Here is a 19074-nt window from a genome sequence, read left to right on the forward strand (position 1 = left end):
CGTCTAAGAAAAACCTTCTGAAACCCTGAATATGAGGTCATCACGATGCGTTATAAAAAACTAGGTCACACCGGTCTGTTTGTTTCGGAACTCTGCCTTGGCACCATGACGTTCGGCGGCGAGGGCGGCATGTGGGGAAAAATCGGCAATCTTGCTCAGAATGAGGCGGAAAAGCTGGTCGGCGGCGCGCTGGACGCCGGGATAAACTTTATCGATACCGCCAACGTCTATTCGGAAGGGCGCTCGGAAATCATCACCGGCCAGGCGCTCAAAAATCTTAAAATCCCGCGTGAGAACGTGGTGGTGGCAACAAAGGTGTTTGGAGAAACCGGCACCGCCGGGGCCAACTCTCGCGGCTCGTCGCGCTATCACATTATCAACAGCGTAAAAGACAGCCTGCAGCGCATGCAGCTGGACCATATCGACCTGTATCAGCTGCACGGCTTCGATCCGGCAACCCCGATTGAAGAGACTCTGCGCGCGCTCGATACTCTGGTGCAGCACGGGCACGTGCGCTACATCGGCGTTTCTAACTGGGCGGCGTGGCAAATCATGAAGGCGCTGGGCATTTCAGAACGTCTGGGGCTGGCGCGCTTCGCTTCCCTGCAGGCTTACTACACCATTGCCGGGCGCGATCTTGAACGCGAACTGGTGCCGATGCTGCAAAGCGAAGGGGTGGGGCTGATGGTCTGGAGCCCGCTGGCGGGCGGCCTGCTGAGCGGTAAATACGACCGTGACGGCAAAGCGGAAGAGGGCAGCCGCCGCATCGAGTTCGACTTCCCGCCGGTCAATAAAGATCGCGCTTTCGACTGCGTGGACGTAATGCGCGAAATTGCCGGAGGCAAGGGCGTTTCCGTGGCGCAGGTAGCGCTGGCCTGGCTGCTGCACCAGCAAGTAGTCAGCAGCGTGATTATCGGCGCGAAGCGGGTGGATCAGCTTAACGACAATATTGCCGCGACCGACATTCGTTTCACGGAAGAAGAGCTGAAGCGGCTGGATGCGGTGAGCGAGCTGCCGCGCGAGTATCCGGGCTGGATGCTGGAGCGGCAGGGGGAATATCGTCGTAATCAGCTGAAAGGGTAGGTTTGCTACGGCGGCTGACGCTGTCGCAAGCCGTTGTAAGGCGGATAAGCGCAGCGTCATCCGCCGTGTAGCCAGGCTCAATGGAAAGGAGCTTCCCCGTTGAGCACCTTATCAATAACGTCCAGCACGCCTTCCCGGTTGTTGTGCCCGGCCTGGAAGCGTGCGATCTTCTTAATCTTCTCCGGGGCGTTTTCCATCGCGAAGCTGTAACCCGCCTGGCGCAGCATTTCAGCGTCGTTGCCGCCGTCGCCGAAGGTCACCACCTCGCTGTCTTTGATGCCCCATTTTTCCTGCAAAATCCGCAGTCCGTTGGCTTTATGAACGCCCGGAATAATTAAATCCACGGAGCCATGGCCGCTGGAGACCGGCACCATCACGCCGTTCAGCACCACCGCCAGCGAATCCAGCAGATCCTCAACCATGTCGTCCGGCAGGTTCAGGGCGATTTTGAAAATCACGTCGTCCGGGTGGCCGAAATGTTCCACCAGCTCAAGGCGGTGATAGTACATGGCCGCCATCTGCTTAAAATCTTCGCTGTAGCTTTTGAGCGTGTAGCCGTTGCGCTTGCCACAGGTGATGATATCGACGTGGGGCAGGCTCAGCAGATGATCGATAACCGTGTTGTACTCCTGGCGGGACAGCTCCGCGTTGAAAATATCTTTATCTTCGCTCACCACCCAGCCGCCGTTATCTGCCACGAACGAGATTTCGCGGTCGATATCCGGGAAGAAGGACTTCAGCTGAAAATACTGGTTGCCGCTGGCGACAACGAAGCGAATGCCCTGCGCCTTCATCTGCTCGTACTGTTTTGCGAAGCGCGCCCGGTTGTAGTTTTTGCTGTCGTCGAGAAAAGTGCCGTCCATGTCTACGGCAATCAGTTTGATACCCATTAAATCCTCCTTTAACTGTTTATTCTGTTTCGCCAGCGAGCTGCGGGCTTTGCGAGGGTTTGGCGACGGCTTTGGCTATCAGCGCGGCAACAACCATCAGCGCCAGCACGACCAGCATGGCAAGCCGCAGGCCGTAGTGTTCGCCCAGGAAGCCAAGCAGCGGCGGCCCGACGAGAAACGCGACGTAGCCCGAAGCGGCAACTACGCTGACGCGCGTCGCCGGGTCCGGCCCGGTATCGCCCGCGGCGGAGATGGTCAGCGGGAAGCCCAGCGACGTGCCAAGCCCCCATAAAATGACGGAGACGCCAGCCAGCAACGGGCTGTCGATAAAGATAATCATCCCGATGCCCAGAATACCCATCAGGGCGCACGCGCGCACGACGGTAACCCGGCTGTAGCGGTCGATAAACCAGCCGCCGGTGAAGCGCCCCACGGTCATGCCCAGCGTGAAGCCCACGTAAATCAGCGAGCCGGAGGTGGGGCTGAAGCCGTGCCCGTCGACCATCAGCAGCGGCAGCCAGTCGTTGGCGGAGCCTTCCGCAAAAGCCATCGCCAGCACGATGGTGCCAATCAATAACAGCTGAATATCTTTATAAAACGGCGGGTGCGGCTCGTGGGCATTTGCGGCATCGTCCGCATTATCCTTGCCAACGCCGTGAGGTATCGCCCGAATGGCAATGGCAATCGGCACTATCACCAGCAGCCCAATCAGGCCAAGATGCCCGTAAGCACCAAACTCAATCGCGGTCAGGCCCATGCCGACGCCCGCGCCCGCCAGCGTTCCCAGGCTGTAGAAACCGTGCATCATCGGCAGCACGGTTTTTTTCAACAATCCTTCGACTATAGCGCCTTCGACGTTCATCGCCACTTCGGCGGAGCCCAGCCCCATGCCGAGCACGGCAAGGCCAAGCGCAAAAAGTACCGGGGACGAGAAGTACAGCGCCACGCTCATGATCAGCATGCCGGTGACCATCAGCGTCATGCCGCTGCGAATAATGCTGTGGGTGCCGAAGCGCTTAACCAGCCAGCCGGAGCAGAGAATGCCGCTCATCGAGCCGACGGACAGGCCGAACAGCACGATGCCCATGCCCGCCGTGGAGACGCTGAGCGTATCGCGGATGGCTGGCGTGCGGGTTGCCCAGGAGGCCATGACCAGGCCGGGAAGAAAGAAGAAGGCGAACAGTGCCCAGGTGCGGTGCAGCAGAGCTTTTCTTGATGGTTTTGCGGCTGGCATGGAGAGGACCGTAGCGATGAAGAACAATAAGAATCACACTATCAGGGATGTGTACATATGTACACATTCAGGGGTAGACTCTTTGCATTCTCATTTAAACGGCTAATGCCCGGGCGAAGCATGACCCTCTCCCCACGTCGTAACGACCCCGATCGCCGCGCGCGTATATTGCAGGCCACGCTGGATATGCTCGTTGAGCACGGCATCAGCCATATTACGCACCGTAAAATCGCCGAAGCGGCGGGAGTTTCGCTGGGATCGATGACCTACTATTTCGACGGTATCGAATCGCTGCTCAGTGAAGCGTTCACCCAATTCGCAGTGGAAATGTCCAATAGCTATCGCAGCCGACTGGAGCAGGCACGCAGTGCCGATGAAGCCTGCGAGGCCGTGGTTGATATGATTTGCGGGGAAGAGATCGCCACGTCCTGGAATTTACAGGTGATGTATCAGCTATATGCTTACGCCAACCGCACCCCGGCGCTAAAAATCATCATGCAGGACTGGATGAGCCGCAGCCAGCAGGCGCTGGAAACCTTCTTTGATCCCATCACTGCCCGCACGCTGGACGCCTTTGTCGAAGGCATGACCCTGCATTACGTCACCGATCGCCAGCCGATGAGCCGGGAAGATCTCACCCGCATGGTGGCGAAGATCGTCCGCTAAATATGGCAGGTGAAATTTCTGGATTTGTTAGCTACAGTTTGAAGCACTTTATCTGACGAGCAGCCTGCCAATGTAGTTTTTCTCTTATCGATAAACACATAACCAACCGACTTTTTGTCGGCATCAACCTGTGCTTGTTAATAAGGGATATCCCATGCTTTTTCTTTTACTGCGCTGCCTGCGCCGGTATCGCTGGTTCGCGTTACTTGGCGGTGCGCTGCTGCTTTCATCCGTCGGTAACGGTCTCACGTATGTCATTGTGTTTGGCAAACTCCTCGGCTCAGAGGCAAGGCCCTCCGCGCTGACTCTTGCCTATATTCTTGCTCTTGCTCCGGGAATCCCGGGCAGCCTGCTTGCGGAAAAACTCCTCACCAGAATGCCGCTGATGGCAATTCTGGTGCTGAGTGAGGGCATCGGCCTTGGCGGCCTGGCGTTTCCGTTAGGGTCGCTTTACAGCGATAGTCAGCTCCTGCTGCTGTCCAGTCAGGCCGTGTCAGCCTTCGCGGGGGGCATGATGGTGCCGGTGCTCAGCCAGATCCTTAAAAACGGCCTGAGGCCCGGCGATCTGCCAGCGGCTTCCGGCCTGGAAACGCTGATTTTTGCCGCGAACGTCATACTGGGCATCGGGATTGGCACTTTGCTTTACGGGCATGTACCGCCGTCAGGCCTTCTTGCTTTGGATGCAATAAGTTTTGTTTTATCCATCGGGCTGCTTATTGCTGCACATCGGGTATTTCGGGGCGTGGCGCAGCATACGGTGGAGGCTTCCACCGGGAAGATCCGCTGGCGGGCGCTACCGCTGCAGCGCAAACGTAGTTTATTGATGCTGCCCGCTCTGGCACTGGTGGGCGCACCGGCAATGGCGCTGTTGCCCGCGCTGGCCCCGCAGTTTGGGGGTGAAGCAACCAGTGCCGGATTGATGCTGCTGCTGGCCCGCAGCCTGGGCCAGCTCATTGGCCCGCTCTTACTCACCGAAGCGCAGCTTGAGCGGCAGAGCGGTAAATTCAGCCTGCCGATCCTCTTCCTCACACTCTTCATCAGCTGCTATGTGCTGGTGGCGCTTACCGATAAACAGTGGCTGGCCATGCTGCTGATAATCCTGGCCCATATCTTTACTAACATCGTCTACGTGCTGGCAACGCTAACCATCATGCGAACATTCCCCACCGCGCAGACGGGTATGGCAATGGCAAAATCCTGGCGCATCCAGCTTATCATCACGCTGATTTTGCCGGTGTTAGCGGGCCTGGCCGCGGACAGCTACGATCCTGCTTTGGTGTTATATCTCTTTTCAGGCGGAGGACTGATTCTGGTAGGGGTTGGGGGCTGGATAGTTAAATGGAACAGGAAAAAGCCGCTGAGCAGAGAGCTCAGCTAATCTGGCCGTCATAGCGTAAATAAAATGAAAGGCACCGTTCGTGCGGTGTCATTCAGAGCCTGTAACGAAAATTAGTGGGCGACCTGTGGCACACCGTTAGCGATAATACTGATGACTGGCATGAAGGCTGCGCCATCGGAATAAAACACTATGCTATTGGTAAAGGAATAAATCCGACCCGTCAGGGTAACGTTAATGCGGTTGCCATCGCCGGTGACTTTAGCATTACCTGCATCGCTCACCAGAAAAGGAGTGCTTTCGCCGAGGTGTTTCAGCGGATTCGCAGCAAGCCTGCCGTCAAGGTAATACCGGTAAACGTCGGAGACCGTCGCCCCGCCGCCGTTATACTTCGTGACATAAAGCCAGGTGCTTTCATTCACCTTTTGACTTGATACCAGCCCGTCATCGGGTGGTCCGTTGAAAAAGATCTGAAAGCCCACATAACCCAGCACCAACAGCAGAAGAACTGCCGTCAGTATCCTGTGTCCCCATTTAATAACCGTGTTGCCTGGCATAATCTATTCCCTGTTTAATCCAGAACTGGTCGCGCGGATCGTCCCCATAGGGGAATTTACCGTACCATGATCAAGCACCAAATTTAAACTTGCCTAAAATAGAATTTCCTGAGAGCAGTAGAACAGAGACTAACTTCCTGATATGAAAGGTTATAAATCGCAGGCAATAAAAAACCAATTTATATAAATGGGTTAGTAAAAACAATGAGTTACTTTTTTATCAATGCCTTAATCAGGCGGTGAGTAGGGAGGATATAGGGGGATTGCCAACCTCTGCCGCCATCGTTACGCTATATCAAATGGTTAGGTTGATGTGAATCTATATACTCATGAAGTCCAAACGTTTGCACTTTGAGCATCAAAGAAAAATACTTCGAGATTTTTGCGACCTCTATTGAGGCTCATTCGTTCTGCTCTCTTAATTATTTTCATGTTATCGAAGGATTCAGGATCTCCATAAATTCCAACATAAAGCTGACGTAATGTACCTGTCTCAATTTTTCTCAAAATATGTTCATCATTTTCAGCTAATGAATGACCGTACACAAATAAACAACCTGAGATACTACTAAAGCTTCGTAATGCCTTCGCTAAATAATCATTATGCCTAATTCTTTCAACTTTCTCTGTGCTTTTACCCTCTGATACAAATATTGGAAAGTAGTTTCTGCTTAAAGCACCGCGAACCTGATCTATTAATCTTATATTCGTATTGCTCCATGTGAATTTACGCATTTCATAACCAGCATCATAAAGATGTAATGCACCATGTAAAAACCACATGTTTTGATTTCTATTATTGTCTGGTTCCCATGTGACATACGAAGCATCATAATTATCTTCAGGCTTACGAAATCCATCATCTACATTTGGTTGTTCCCCTTCCTCGGTATGCATACAAACCCAGTAAAGTAATAAATCATAATTGAGGGTATATATTTTTTCGAAATTCTCTAAAAAAGACTTACAGTGCTGATATTCTGATTCTGTTAGTTCTCCAGGCCAACCAGGATGGCTAACAGCAAGGGTTTGCACCAGTAATTCACGAAGTGCTGCGGCGTCATTACCAAGCTTTTCTAACAAAACATGATCCTTTGTATATGCCCTAAGAGCAGCTTCAGAATCAGTCAGAACTGATATTACTTTTTCGAAATCTTCTGTTTTTAATTCCTTAAAAACGTCCTTAACAGATGGCGATAGTTTTGAAAAATCTGCTTGTTCGAATAGTTTTCCATACAGAAAGATATTTGGACGGCATGCTATGCTAAACCCATTGCCAAGTAATAAGTGCCTTTTACTTTGTCCACTGGAGTTTAGTAAAGCTTCTTTAAATGACAACAAATGCATTATAATCCCTTAGTGTGATATATAGCATAATTCGCTCTGCATTTATATATACACCTTTAAGGATTTGTTGGCAATTAACTTATATGCATTTTTCGTGAAATATTAATCATTTTGGGATGCTTAATACGGTTTTGTTGAATAAATTGAGTTTTTGGTGTTTAATTTTTGTTCCTGCGTAATTATAAAGTTGCTAAGGGGTTAAATCTCAGTGCAGTTTCTAAATGGTCAGGTGCCCGGTTAGCATAACGTATCGTCATTTTGATATCGTGGTGACCAAGGATGCATTGCAGCGCCAGAATGTTGCCGCCTGACATCATAAAGTGTGCTGCAAATGTATGGCGCAGAACGTGGGTGAGCTGGCCGCGAGGTAGTTTGATAGATGTTGAACCTACGGCGCCAATAAACTGGAAGTAGCATTCCTTGAAAAGCTTGTCCGTTTTGCGAGCTGTCAGCTTTTCATCGGCGGTAATGCAACCATCGGTTGGAACGCCGGGCGGAATCAGTTGAAACCACTAAAATAAACTCCATTAACCGCAGGGACTGGCGTTGGTCGTGCCACGACCTCTTTTCTGCAGTAGGTTTTTTCGGGTTCAAAAATCAAACATGCACAGTCAGGACTTGCCCTCATTTTTTCCTCGATTCTATTCGATTGCCCGAGGAACTACTTCCAGAGAGCGCGAATCCAGGCGCTGCCGACATTGGCTAAGGTGTTTTAGGGTAAGTTGCTGATATGAAAGGTTATAAATTGCAGGCAATAAAAAACCCATTTATGTAAATGGGATAGTAAAAACAATGACTTGTAATATATTCAATAAGTTAGGTTGGTGATGAAATGTGGCGATTAGGGGGTACTGCCAACCGCTGTCGCCACTTGAGATACATCTCAGGCTAAATCAAATTTGTAGGTACACTTATTACTAGCCCAAATTAATTGGATGTCATAAATGATGAACTCATATCAAGCATTCCATATAGGAGTACTTCCTGCGTCAAAAAAATCAACCACACACCCAGCTTTGGAAAGAAATCTGTGGGCATTGGCTTTTGCTCTTCTATTATCTACCGAATCCTCATCGCCGTAAATGCTAACAAAAACTCGTGTGATTTGGCTGTTTTGAATTTGACTAAATATATGGCTGTCATTATCATCCATAGAATGACCGTATATGAATAATGTGCCTTTCAACTTTCTTAAAGCCGAGTAACAATAGTTAAGATAAGGGTTGTGTAAAATTCTATCTAATTTTTTATCACTTGTTGGTTCTGACACGAATAATGGAAATGCATCTTGATAAAGATTTATTTGTACATTCTGAATTATGGTGTTCCCATTATCACCATTAGCGTGTTTTTTTATTAAGGAACCCTGTTCGTAAAGATGTATAGCTCCGTGCAAGAAAAAGACTTCTTGATCTGTATCATAACGTTGCCAGGTACGTCCAGCCCTAAATCCATCATCGGTATCGAATCCACGAGGTTCAAGGTCATTCTTATTTCTAGCCCAATACATCAACAAATCATAATTCAAAGTAAAAAGTCCTTTGAATTTTGATAAAAATGTTCTTGCGCAAGAAAATTGTTCATCTGATATTTCATTAGGATTCAAAGGGTGTGATTCTGAAATGGCATTAATTAATGCTCTTTTTAAGGAATCTTGGTGCTCACTGATTAATGGTAGGATAGCGCTCTGTGGATCGTAATGTTGGAGTATTCTACTTGCATATGATAATTTATCCATTACAGATTCAAAATCATAAGTATCTAATTCCACAAACAATCGTCTAATTAATTCGTCATGATCGCCAAAATTAGACTTGTCGAAAATACTATGATAATTAAAAATTGCTGAAGACCATGCTTGAGAGAAACCATTACCCATCAATAATGATGGTTTTTCTCCATCTGGTAAAGTTTCTAAAGCCTGTTGATATGTATACATCGATGCTTCTCGTGCTGTTAGTTTATTTTCTATCCAGTCTATTGAAATGTCGTTAGTTTTAAAAGAATGAACGTCACATTTTGTGACTTACGCATGGCTTACTACAATATCAAATTGGAAATTGCAGTCATTATTTATATTTACTAAAGCTAAATTATGGATTGACCATTGTTGCTAATGGGTTGAAGCGTAGAGCTGTTTCAAGATGGTCTGGTGCTAAGTGAGCATAGCGCATAGTCATTTTTATGTCGTGGTGGCCCAGGATTTTCTGGAGGGTAAGGATGTTCCCACCTGACATCATAAAGTGTGCTGCAAATGTATGGCGCAGAACATGGGTAAGTTGCCCACGTGGAAGCACGATGTAGGTTTTATCCATCACTGATAAAAACTGGAAGTAGCAATCCGTAAAGAACCTGAAGCCATCCAGGGCAATGATTTCTTCATACAGGTCTTTGCTGATCGGAACGCTACGGTTCTTTTTGCCTTTGGTCCTGACAAAAGTGATTCGGTACTAAGTGACCTGGCAACGAGTGAGATTCACAGCTTCGCGCCAGCGTGCTCCGGTACTCAAGCAGATTTTAACGATCAGTGCAAGGAGGGCGCTTTGGCGTTGGCAGTCGTACAGAAGCTCTGTGATTTGTTCATGCGTCAGCCAGGCCATTTCCTTTTCGGCAATAGTGAACTTGCGCATATTCTCCAGCGGGTTCGGTGCTGCCCATTCTCCGAGTCGGGCCAGCTCGCTAAAAACGCCACTCAGGTAGCTTTGCTCGAGGTTGATTGTTACCGGGCTGGCACCTTTCTTCCACTTCTCACTGAAATAGATTTCACCCGTTAGGCGTTTGTCACGGTAATGCGCGAACAATTTCGAGCAGAGATCAGTAGCAAGAGGGTTTCCGAGTGCATCGACCATCAGGACCAGCTTGTCGTAAATATGTTCACCAGCGGTAAGAGATTTGCCGTGCAGTTTGAACCAGAGTTCAACTACGTCTTTCAAAGTTCGACGGTCAACCGATTCGCCGAGCCTGGGCTTAGATTCCGTTTCATCCATTGTGTGACGTTCAAAAGCCAGTGCTTCGCCTTTGGTAGCGAATTGTTTACGTACGCGACGCCCACTACGTCCGGAGGGGTAACATTCGCAAATCCATTTTCCTGTGGTGAGTTTACGTACTGCCATAAAAAAAACCTCATGTTGAGGGCTAAATTTAACTGTATATATATCCACTTTTAATGTTTATCTTTTTAAAATCAAACATCAAGGCCTTGCTCTGTGATTGAATCATTTAGATGCCGGGTCCTGAAGCCTAAACTATAAAAATCATTATAAAAATCAGAAAGGTCATAGATTCTTAAAATAATTCGATTGCATAGAATTCTCAATATTTTAACTTCGCGAACGATTGGGATGATTTCACTCTCTTCAGATTTATTTCCATGTGCTGAGTTGTTCCGCTGTTTGAAACTAACTAACTCTAAATCTCCTAAGGAAAGATCTAGAATCTCGTAAAATTTATTCGTCAAAATAGATTGTGGAGCTTGATTTAGACTTGATAATTTATTTAACAATAACTTTCTATCATGCTCATTTAGATATTCTGCATCTTCAAGTATTTTACTCAGCGATTTTTGAAGAGGTTTCCATAAACTCTTTTCAATGATCTTTGCGCTGAACTTAGTGGGGTTTTTCTCTATATACTTTCTTTGGATGAATTCTAATGTTGCTCCAAACCCAACTCCCTTAAGATGGAGGGGAGAAGCAACTGCATGCCAGTATAGCCACGAGAAATGTGAAAAATCATAGTCATCATAGAAGGTTATGATTTTTTCTACCATTATCCCAATTTCGTTTTCCCCAAGAATTAAATACTTTGAATCAAGTGAATGTAAAGGCGATGGAGGTAATCTATAAGAAGAGTGAAATAAATCATTCATTGCTGATTGCGTATGGATTTCGTATTCAGTCGAGTTGTAATTCTGGTCTTTCAAAACGCTTGAAATATGAATTAATTTACACCCCAAAATAAACGATAACGCGTTTCTTATTTTTTTTCTAAGTTCGTCATCACACTGCTTACTATAAAGTATGAATCCTGTATTGTATTTTTTATCAATACTGGAACAGTCGGTATGTCCAAAAAAAATATCTAAGTCGTTTACGCGTATACTACAGCATTTTGAATTATTTGAATTAAGGCCGTTGCTTTCAATAAACGAAATATTTCCTCTTGTAGATTTGAAATTTCTTGTGATTGTATTATCAGTTTTTTCATTTATCCATGAACTCCAGGCGTAATTTCCTTTATCTAAATTTGTGATCCAATCAATTGTGAATTTTTCTTTTTCTATGTGTTCTTTTGAATAGTCACATTTCTTTATGATTGATAATGAGCATTTTATGGTTGCAATGGTTTCATGTTGGTTGTTTGTTATATTTGTATTTATAAGGGTTATACCAGACATTTCCAATGTAACGTACTTATTGTAAATATGCTCTAAAATAAAATATCCATCTGTTTTGTATACCTCACCTTCTTTTCTCTCAGGCTCATTGAAAAAATCGCTATCGGATGAACGCTGTTTAATTGGTTTGTAAGTTATTTCTAATATTAAATTAAGTTTGTCATCCCGAAATATTCTGAATGAATGGAAGCTGTCCATTACCCGATCACTATCTTTGAATTTCCAATAACTGTATCGAATGTTTTCTAAATCTTCCCATCCAAGATCCATAACCTATGATTCCTACATTATATTTGAGTTTCGATGGTTGATACAACGCGACCTTTCAATGAAATGTCATTAATACTACTTATAAAACTCGTGAAGTTATTTTCAATCTTAGCTGGCCTGCAGGCATACGATAGAAATTCCTAAACGACAAGCATTCATCAATTGATATTAACCATACTCCATCTGTAGGGTTAGCGTTGGAATAATCAACGAAATAAAATTTCTCTGCATCTCTGATTACATGAAGATTTTTAGTGTCTAATGGTAATAATTTATAGTCAAAAGAAACAGCTCCATCTTCAACAAGAATACCATTGTTTAATGTATAGGACTGCAATTCCTTTAAAGTATTAGCCGATAAAGAACCAAAGTTTTTCGAACCTTTTCCAGTTACGAGCCATTCTAGGGAGACTCCTGTCTCTAAAGCGCACTGAATTACGTAATCTGCTGGAAATGTATCCCGCAGATAGCGGTTCGCCAAAGTGCTACTACTGATACCCAGTTGATCACACAAAGCCTGCTTTGTCGTATATCCATATGCTTCCACCATACGTTCAATTGCTGCTTTTCCGCCTTTGCGTAAGTCCATAAGAATCCCGAAATGTGATTAAACACCTTGAGGACCACGTTTCGTGAGTCTAAATTCATCTCGAAACGTGAGTTTTCCACTTGTTATCCCGGCTCACCACAAGCCAATAGGAGATGTTGCATCATGACCCCTAATATTTCAATCACACTGACTACGCCACATGTCACGATTGAACGCTATAGCGAGTTAACAGGCCTGCCAGTTGACACCACAAACGACATGCTTGTAGATGGCCGCTTGCCTCGTCATCGCCTGCGCAAAGATAAGAAACGCGAAAAGGTGATGATTAACATCGTCGCTCTAACCGTTGAAGCACTCTCAGATTGCAATGTGACTATTAACTAGTTCCATTCTGAGACTTCACGGAGCAACTGACTATGTTTGACTATCGCGTAATCCTGCCGCGCCGTGGGGCGGTCATCACGCTTGCGCTGGGCTGGAAAGGCCAGCCGCTATTCCCGAAAGGGGCCTTTACCGTGGATGAAATTGAATACGCGGGCGCACCGGACCGGCTGACTATTCGCGCCCGCAGCGCGGATTTCCGTGAAACTCTCAATACCCGTCGTGAAAAGTCATGGCATCAGACCACTGTGGGGGAGGTGGTAAAAGCTATCGCCGCCCGGCACAAGCTCAAGATGGCGCTGGGTAAAGACCTGACGGACAGGGCCGTTGACCATCTGGACCAGACTAACGAAAGCGACGCAAGTTTTCTGATGAAGCTGGCCCGCCAGTCCGGCGCAATTGCCTCAGTGAAAAACGGCAATCTGCTGTTTATCCGGCAGGGGCAGGGCAGAACCGCCAGCGGCAAACCGCTGCCGGTCATCACGATTACCCGAAGCGCCGGTGACGGTCACCGCTTCACCCTGGCAGACCGTGGCGCCTATACGGGGGTGATTGCCAGCTGGCTGCATACGCGGGAGCCTGCGAAGAAGCAAACCACAACCGTTAAGCGCCGTCGTAAAACCGCCGCGACTAAAGCACCGGAGGCAAAGCAGGGTGATTACCTGGTGGGAACGGATGAGAACGTGCTGGTGCTGAACCGCACCTATGCCAACCGCTCTAATGCGGAGCGTGCCGCAAAAACGCAGTGGGAACGCCTGCAACGGGGCGTGGCCTCTTTCACGCTGCAGCTGGCAGAAGGACGGGCCGATCTCTATACGGAAATGCCGGTCAAGGTGACAGGGTTCAAGCAGCCGATTGATGATGCGGAATGGACCATTACCACCCTGACGCATTCCGTCAGCCCGGATAACGGCTTTACGACAAGCCTGGAGCTTGAGGTGAAGATTGATGATCTTGAGATGGAATAATTAGTTCACATTTGAGAACTTTAAGTTCACATCGTGAAATAATAAGGTATGATTATTGCGAATAGTGGAAAAATAGTGAGGGCGTAAAAATGATGAATTGTCCTTTGTGTGGGAACTCCGCCCACACCCGCAGCAGCTTTCAGGTCTCTTCGACTACTAAAGAACGTTACAATCAGTGCCAGAACATAAACTGCAGCCACACCTTTATCACGCACGAGACTTTTGTCCGTTCGATTGCTTGTCCGAAAGAAGCCCACGCGGTGCAGCCACATCCTACCCGTTCAGGCCAGGTGGCTATGTCACTTTAGGCGCTGCCGCCATTTTGTCGCCATTGGCTTAGGTAGGGTAGGGTAAATTACTGATATGAAAGGTTATAAATTTCAGGCAATAAAAAACCCATCAACCTTGAACCAAAAGAGGCGGGGTTGATGGGCTCCACAAATTGGGGACATCAAAGAAAAGCAGTGGCATTAATTAAGACTGGCACCTTAGGAAAAAGTTCGGCCTGTCATAAAAAATAATTATTTTTCTTTGTCTGTGGTCCTCGTCACATTCCGGGCCATATGATGACAATCAGCGTACCTGCTAAGGTTAACAGCACGTTAGCGATGGCGTAGGTGCCCGCGTAGCCCAGCGCCGGGATGTTGCTGCGGGAGACGTCGCTTATGATTTCCATTGCCGGTGCGCAGGTGCGGGCACCCATCATGGCGCCGAACAGCAGCGCACGGTTCATGCGCAGCACGTAGGCGCCGAACAGGAAGCAAATCACGACCGGAATGAGGCTGACGGCCAGCCCGGCAATCAGCATTTGTCCGCCGACTGCGCCGACGTGGCTGATGCCGCTGCCCGCGCTCAGGCCAACACCTGCCATAAACACCATCAATCCAAACTCTTTCACCATGTTCAGCGCCCCCTGCGGGATATAGCCGAAAGTAGGGTGGTTAGCTCGCAGGAAGCCCAGCATGATGCCCGCAAACAGCAGCCCCGCCGCGTTGCCCACGCCGAAGCTGAAGGAGCTGAACTGGAAGGTGACCATGCCGATCATCAGGCCGATAATAAAGAACGCGCAGAAGGCGAGCAGGTCGGTGATCTGGCTGTGAATCGAGATAAAGCCGATGCGTTCGGCAACGGTTTTAACGCGCCTGGCATCGCCGCTGACCTGAAGCACATCGCCCTTATTCAGCACGATGTTGTCGTCGATAGGCATTTCAATCTGGCTGCGGATCACGCGGTTCAGGAAGCAGCCGTGGTCCGTCAGCTTTAGCTGTGCCAGGCGACGGCCAACCGCATTATGGTTCTTAACCACGATCTCTTCGGTGACGATGCGCATATCCAGCAGGTCGCGGTCGAAAACTTCTTTACCGTTGCGGAAGCTCGGGTCAAGGCGTGAGTGGGCATCCGGGTAGCCAACCAGCGAGATCTCATCGCCTTTTTGCAGCACGGCGTCACCGTCCGGGCTGGCCAGAATGCCGTTACGACGAATACGTTCGATATAGCAGCCGGTCTGGCGATAGATGCCCAGCTCGCGCAGATTTTTGCCGTCCGCCCAGGCGACCAGCTCGGAGCCAACGCGATACGCGCGGATAATGGGCAGGTAGACCTTGCGCGCCGCATCGGTGTCCAGACCGCGCTCGCGGGCAATCTGCTGGGCGCTGGTTTGCAAATCCTGGTGCTGCAGCTTCGGCATGTAGCGCGCGCCGATAATCAGGCTGACCAGGCCAATCAGATAGGTCAGCGCATACCCAAGGCTCAGATGGTCCAGGGAGTCAGCCAGCATCTCTTTCGACATGCCCGAATGGCGGAGCGTGTCTCCGGCACCCACGAGCACGGGGGTTGAGGTCATGGATCCGGCTAGCATCCCCGCCGTCAGGCCGATATCCCAGCCGAACAATTTGCCAAAGCCAAAGGCCAGCAGCATGGCGGTGCCGACCATCACCAGCGCCAGCATGAGGTAGTTCTTACCGTCGCGGAAAAAGATAGAGAAAAAGTTAGGCCCGGCTTCCACGCCGACGCAGAAAATAAACAGCATAAAGCCCAGATTGAGGGCGTCGGTGTTGATGGCGAAGTGCTGCTGTCCCAGTAATAAAGAGACCACTAAAACACCAATGGAATTACCCAGTTGGATTGAACCAAGGCGTAATTTACCCAGGCACAACCCTAAGGTCAGCACCACAAATAATAACAGGATGTAATTCCCGTTTAACAAATCTGCGACGTTTATATTCACGAAGGCTAACTTCTTGTTTACCAGTAAGCTGTTGAAAGAAAGGGTTTTTTGAGCTAAGGTTTTTACTTAAAACGAATTGTAGTCATTCTAAACAATCGTCGTGAAATATCACGAGCCGCACCCTGACGCTGGCCGCTAGTTTAATCTTAATGAGGTTCAACAGCCAGTAAGAATATTGTGCTTATTTGAGCGCGCTTTTTTGGCACGGACTGCCACAGCTTTATCAGACTGGGCTATCTCTGCGCAGCAGAGTTCTACCTGCAAATGGTTCGATACAGATGACGGAAAGGAGAGGGTATGTACAGGCGTGGCCAACGCGGATTGGGGGTGATCTGCTGCTTTTTGCTTTTCATACTGGTTTTTTTATCGCTGCACCTGAACGTCGCGGAGGGCATGATGACCTCCGGCCATCTTCAACTTGGGCTGCTGCTGTTTATCCTGCCTGGCGCGATTGCCAGCTTCTTATCTAAACAGGATCAGGTTATCGGACCACTGCTCGGTGCAATGCTGGCGCTGCCGCTTTGCCTCGTGATCCTGCATACCTTATTTACCCCGACACGCTCGTTCTGGCAGGAAATTGCCTGGCTGTGCGGCGCGGTGTTCTGGACCTCTCTCGGGTCGCTGTGCTTTCTGATGATAAGCATGGTGCGCAGGCGACGCGAAGACGAAAAAAAACCGGCTGAGTAGCCGGTTTTTTTCTGTCTGAAACTTATTCTGCGTTCTGGAACAGGTTCAGGTGCTCTTTCGCGTAAGCTTCGAAATCGGTGCAGCCGCCAATGTGCTGCTGATCGAGGAAGATCTGCGGAACGGTTTCCACCGGCTTACCGACGGTTTTTTCCAGATCGGCTTTGGTGATGCCTTCCGCGTGGATGTCCACGTAGCGGAAGTTGAAGTCGTCACGCTCGGCGGTCAGTTTCTCAGCCAGCTCTTTAGCACGAACACAATACGGGCAGCCAGGGCGCCCAAAAATAACTGCAAACATGGAATCTCCTCAGTTTTTGTGGCCGAACGAACCGGCGAATGGGGACTATAATGCCGATAACCGGGGGGAATGAAAAGAAGGTCCTGCCTCTTAGTTTGATATCCGCAGGCTATAGTAAATGACGGGGCAAGGTTTTCGCTGGTGTATACTGATCCGCTAATTGCCTTCGGAGACAAGCAGATGCGTTCATTAGGAGCCTTACCTAAGCCGGTACTTATTCTGGAAGTTTTCGGTATCGCTTTTTTGTTGCTTTCGTACCTTTCCCTGAACGGCTACGTTTCATTGCCCGCACCAATAGGTACAGCCACCGCAGCGATAGTCATGGTATTTTTGGGCGTTGCGCTGATGATACCGGCGGCGGCGTGTATGGTCTGGGCCATGGCGCAAAACGTTGCGCCGCTGCTGACCAAAGGCCCGGCACCAGAATCAAAATCAGATAAGACAAAGGAAAAACGAGATGACGCCGACTATTGATCTGCTCCGCTCACATCGCTCTATTCGTAAATTTACCGATGAGCCCATCACAGACGAACAGCGTGCGGCGATTATCGCCAGCGCCCAGTCGGCTTCCAGCTCCAGCTTTTTGCAGTGCAGCTCTATTATTCGCATTACTGATAAAGCGATGCGCGAGCAGTTTGTTACCCTGGCGGGCGGCCAGCCGCACATTGCCCAGGCCGCTGAGTTTTGGGTCTTCTGCGCCGACTTTAACCGCCTGCTACAGATTTGCCCGGACGCGCAGCTTGGCCTGGCCGAACAGCTGTTATTGGGCGCGGTGGACACCGCCATCATGGGGCAGAATGCCTTCACCGCTGCGGAATCGCTTGGCCTCGGCGGCGTCTATATTGGCGGCATTCGTAATAATATTGAGACAGTTACGGAGCTGCTGGGCCTGCCGCAGCACGTGCTGCCGCTGTTCGGCCTGTGCCTGGGCTGGCCGGATCAGGATCATGGCGTGAAGCCGCGCATGCCTGCCGCCATGCTGGTTCATGAAAACCACTATCAACCGGTCGACCCGGAGGTGCTGGCAGCGTATGACGAAGAGATGGCGCAGTATTATCTCTCCCGCGACAGCAACGCGCGCCGCGACACCTGGAGCGACCATATCCGCCGCACGGTGATCAAAGAGAGCCGTCCGTTCATTCTGGACTATCTGCACAAGCAGGGCTGGGCAACAAGATAATATAAGCGGCGACTTCGGTCGCCGTTTTTAATTGATACATTTTCGCTATGAATCCGGGGTGCAAACGGTATTGGTGAGGGGCCGCCGTCGGTCGGTATAAAGGTTGTCGTGAAGACAAATTTTAATCCGAGCATGACAAGGAGCCCCTGATGCCGACCACCCTGGACAATTCCCCGTACTACGCCGCAGATATTATCCGCTCCCGCATTAACGGCCTGATCCCCCGCGTTGCCTTTATCCTTGGCTCCGGGCTTGGGGAGCTGGCCGATAAAATCGAGCAGCCCGTTGTTTTTCCTTATGACCAGCTGCCGGGCTTTCCGGTCAGCACCGTTCATGGCCACGCGGGCGAGCTGGTTGTCGGCACGCTGGCCGGTGTTCCGGTCGCGTGCATGAAAGGGCGTGGCCACTTCTATGAAGGGCGGGGCATGTCGGTCATGACCAACGCGGTACGCACTTTCAAACTGCTGGGCTGCGAAATCCTGTTCTCAACGAATGCCGCCGGTTCGCTGCGTCCGGACGTCGGGCCTGGCTGCCTCGTCGCGCTGAACGACCATATCAATACCATGCCGGGCACGCCGACCGTCGGGCTGAACGACGACAGGTTCGGCGAACGTTTCTTCTCGCTGGCTAATGCTTATGACGCGGACTATCGCGGCGTACTTCAGCAGGTTGCGAAAGAGCAGGGCTTCCCGCTGAGCGAGGGGGTGTTCGTCTCTTATCCTGGGCCTAACTTTGAAACCGCGGCGGAAATCCGCATGATGCAAATCATCGGCGGCGACGTGGTGGGCATGTCCGTTGTGCCGGAGGTGATCAGCGCCCGCCATTGTGGCCTGAAGGTGGTGGCGGTCTCGGCTATCACTAACCTTGCCGAAGGGCTGGGCAGCGTGCAGCTTTCCCACGCGCAGACGCTGGCTGCGGCGCAGCTCTCCCGTCAGAACTTCATTAATCTAATCTGCGGCTTCCTCGGCAAGCTGGCCTGAGGCACACCCACCAAACCGGATAAAACA

Annotated in this window: 18 protein-coding genes and 3 pseudogenes; 10 read left to right on the plus strand and 11 right to left on the minus strand. The window is 49.6% G+C overall.

What is annotated here, in order from left to right; genetic code table 11:
• Positions 1 to 45 precede the first annotated feature (45 nt).
• Entirely contained in the window at positions 46 to 1083 is a 1038-nt protein-coding gene (locus AAE045_RS08765) for an aldo/keto reductase (RefSeq protein WP_455547381.1), read from the plus strand.
• A 77-nt stretch (positions 1084 to 1160) separates the two neighbouring features.
• On the opposite strand, the gene AAE045_RS08770 is transcribed toward AAE045_RS08765, so the two are convergent.
• Positions 1161 to 1973 (minus strand): Cof-type HAD-IIB family hydrolase, encoded by an 813-nt coding sequence (locus tag AAE045_RS08770; RefSeq protein WP_455547382.1) that lies wholly within the window; start codon positions 1971 to 1973, stop codon positions 1161 to 1163.
• Positions 1974 to 1992: 19 nt separating this feature from the next.
• Positions 1993 to 3207 (minus strand): MFS transporter, encoded by a 1215-nt coding sequence (locus AAE045_RS08775; RefSeq protein ID WP_455547383.1) that lies wholly within the window; start codon positions 3205 to 3207, stop codon positions 1993 to 1995.
• 120 nt (positions 3208 to 3327) lie between these two features.
• Between AAE045_RS08775 and AAE045_RS08780 the strand changes: the two genes are divergently transcribed.
• Complete coding sequence (locus AAE045_RS08780) at positions 3328 to 3873, plus strand: TetR/AcrR family transcriptional regulator (protein ID WP_455547384.1); 546 nt, start codon at positions 3328 to 3330, stop codon at positions 3871 to 3873.
• 154 nt (positions 3874 to 4027) lie between these two features.
• Positions 4028 to 5251, plus strand: coding sequence for a hypothetical protein (locus AAE045_RS08785; protein ID WP_455547385.1), 1224 nt, complete (start codon positions 4028 to 4030; stop codon positions 5249 to 5251).
• A 71-nt stretch (positions 5252 to 5322) separates the two neighbouring features.
• On the opposite strand, the gene AAE045_RS08790 is transcribed toward AAE045_RS08785, so the two are convergent.
• From AAE045_RS08790 to AAE045_RS08820, 7 genes and pseudogenes are all read right to left on the minus strand, one after another.
• Positions 5323 to 5766 carry a hypothetical protein gene (locus AAE045_RS08790; RefSeq protein ID WP_455547386.1) on the minus strand — a complete coding sequence of 148 codons (444 nt, stop codon included), beginning with the start codon at positions 5764 to 5766 and terminating at the stop codon, positions 5323 to 5325.
• Between the two features lie 327 nt (positions 5767 to 6093).
• Positions 6094 to 7113: a DUF4917 family protein gene (locus tag AAE045_RS08795; protein WP_455547387.1), complete on the minus strand. Its 1020-nt coding sequence runs from the start codon at positions 7111 to 7113 to the stop codon at positions 6094 to 6096.
• Positions 7114 to 7292: 179 nt separating this feature from the next.
• Positions 7293 to 7538: pseudogene (locus tag AAE045_RS08800) on the minus strand (tyrosine-type recombinase/integrase); the annotation flags it as partial.
• 533 nt (positions 7539 to 8071) lie between these two features.
• Positions 8072 to 9052, minus strand: a complete 981-nt coding sequence (locus tag AAE045_RS08805; protein WP_455547388.1) for a DUF4917 family protein — start codon at positions 9050 to 9052, stop codon at positions 8072 to 8074.
• 154 nt (positions 9053 to 9206) lie between these two features.
• Positions 9207 to 10226 (minus strand): annotated as a pseudogene (locus tag AAE045_RS08810) (phage integrase).
• 71 nt (positions 10227 to 10297) lie between these two features.
• Entirely contained in the window at positions 10298 to 11779 is a 1482-nt protein-coding gene (locus tag AAE045_RS08815) for a hypothetical protein (RefSeq protein WP_455547389.1), read from the minus strand.
• Positions 11780 to 11858: 79 nt separating this feature from the next.
• Positions 11859 to 12368 carry a phage repressor protein CI gene (locus AAE045_RS08820; RefSeq protein WP_455547390.1) on the minus strand — a complete coding sequence of 170 codons (510 nt, stop codon included), beginning with the start codon at positions 12366 to 12368 and terminating at the stop codon, positions 11859 to 11861.
• 123 nt (positions 12369 to 12491) lie between these two features.
• Here AAE045_RS08820 and AAE045_RS08825 point away from each other — a divergent pair, with 123 nt between their 5' ends.
• The 3 genes and pseudogenes from AAE045_RS08825 (at position 12492) to AAE045_RS08835 (ending at position 13986) form a co-directional block, all read left to right on the plus strand.
• Entirely contained in the window at positions 12492 to 12713 is a 222-nt protein-coding gene (locus tag AAE045_RS08825; RefSeq protein WP_455547391.1) for a regulator, read from the plus strand.
• Between the two features lie 38 nt (positions 12714 to 12751).
• A pseudogene (locus AAE045_RS08830) lies at positions 12752 to 13678 on the plus strand (phage late control D family protein); the annotation flags it as partial.
• A gap of 89 nt (positions 13679 to 13767) precedes the next feature.
• Entirely contained in the window at positions 13768 to 13986 is a 219-nt protein-coding gene (locus tag AAE045_RS08835; protein WP_455547392.1) for an ogr/Delta-like zinc finger family protein, read from the plus strand.
• A 239-nt stretch (positions 13987 to 14225) separates the two neighbouring features.
• Here AAE045_RS08835 and AAE045_RS08840 read toward each other — a convergent pair whose 3' ends face one another.
• The gene (locus tag AAE045_RS08840) at positions 14226 to 15905 is read right to left on the minus strand and encodes an aspartate:alanine antiporter (protein ID WP_455547393.1); all 1680 of its coding nucleotides are present in this window, start codon (positions 15903 to 15905) and stop codon (positions 14226 to 14228) included.
• Between the two features lie 297 nt (positions 15906 to 16202).
• Between AAE045_RS08840 and AAE045_RS08845 the strand changes: the two genes are divergently transcribed.
• Positions 16203 to 16592: an inner membrane protein YbjM gene (locus AAE045_RS08845; RefSeq protein ID WP_455547394.1), complete on the plus strand. Its 390-nt coding sequence runs from the start codon at positions 16203 to 16205 to the stop codon at positions 16590 to 16592.
• A 22-nt stretch (positions 16593 to 16614) separates the two neighbouring features.
• Here AAE045_RS08845 and AAE045_RS08850 read toward each other — a convergent pair whose 3' ends face one another.
• A complete protein-coding gene (locus AAE045_RS08850) occupies positions 16615 to 16887 on the minus strand; it encodes a glutaredoxin (RefSeq protein ID WP_455427548.1) in 273 nt (90 codons plus the stop codon).
• A gap of 141 nt (positions 16888 to 17028) precedes the next feature.
• On the opposite strand from AAE045_RS08850, the gene AAE045_RS08855 reads away from it, so the two are divergent.
• From AAE045_RS08855 to xapA, 3 genes are all read left to right on the plus strand, one after another.
• Positions 17029 to 17361: a YbjC family protein gene (locus AAE045_RS08855; RefSeq protein ID WP_455547395.1), complete on the plus strand. Its 333-nt coding sequence runs from the start codon at positions 17029 to 17031 to the stop codon at positions 17359 to 17361.
• Positions 17345 to 18067 (plus strand): oxygen-insensitive NADPH nitroreductase, encoded by a 723-nt coding sequence (gene nfsA / locus AAE045_RS08860; protein ID WP_455547396.1) that lies wholly within the window; start codon positions 17345 to 17347, stop codon positions 18065 to 18067. The genes AAE045_RS08855 and nfsA overlap by 17 nt, the downstream gene beginning before the upstream one ends.
• Before the next feature lie 149 nt (positions 18068 to 18216).
• Positions 18217 to 19047 carry a xanthosine phosphorylase gene (xapA, locus tag AAE045_RS08865; RefSeq protein WP_202302802.1) on the plus strand — a complete coding sequence of 277 codons (831 nt, stop codon included), beginning with the start codon at positions 18217 to 18219 and terminating at the stop codon, positions 19045 to 19047.
• Positions 19048 to 19074 lie beyond the last annotated feature (27 nt).

Origin of the sequence: Dryocola clanedunensis (assembly GCF_038405435.1) — a bacterium.
In the GTDB taxonomy this organism is placed as follows: Bacteria; Pseudomonadota; Gammaproteobacteria; order Enterobacterales; family Enterobacteriaceae; genus Dryocola; species Dryocola clanedunensis_A.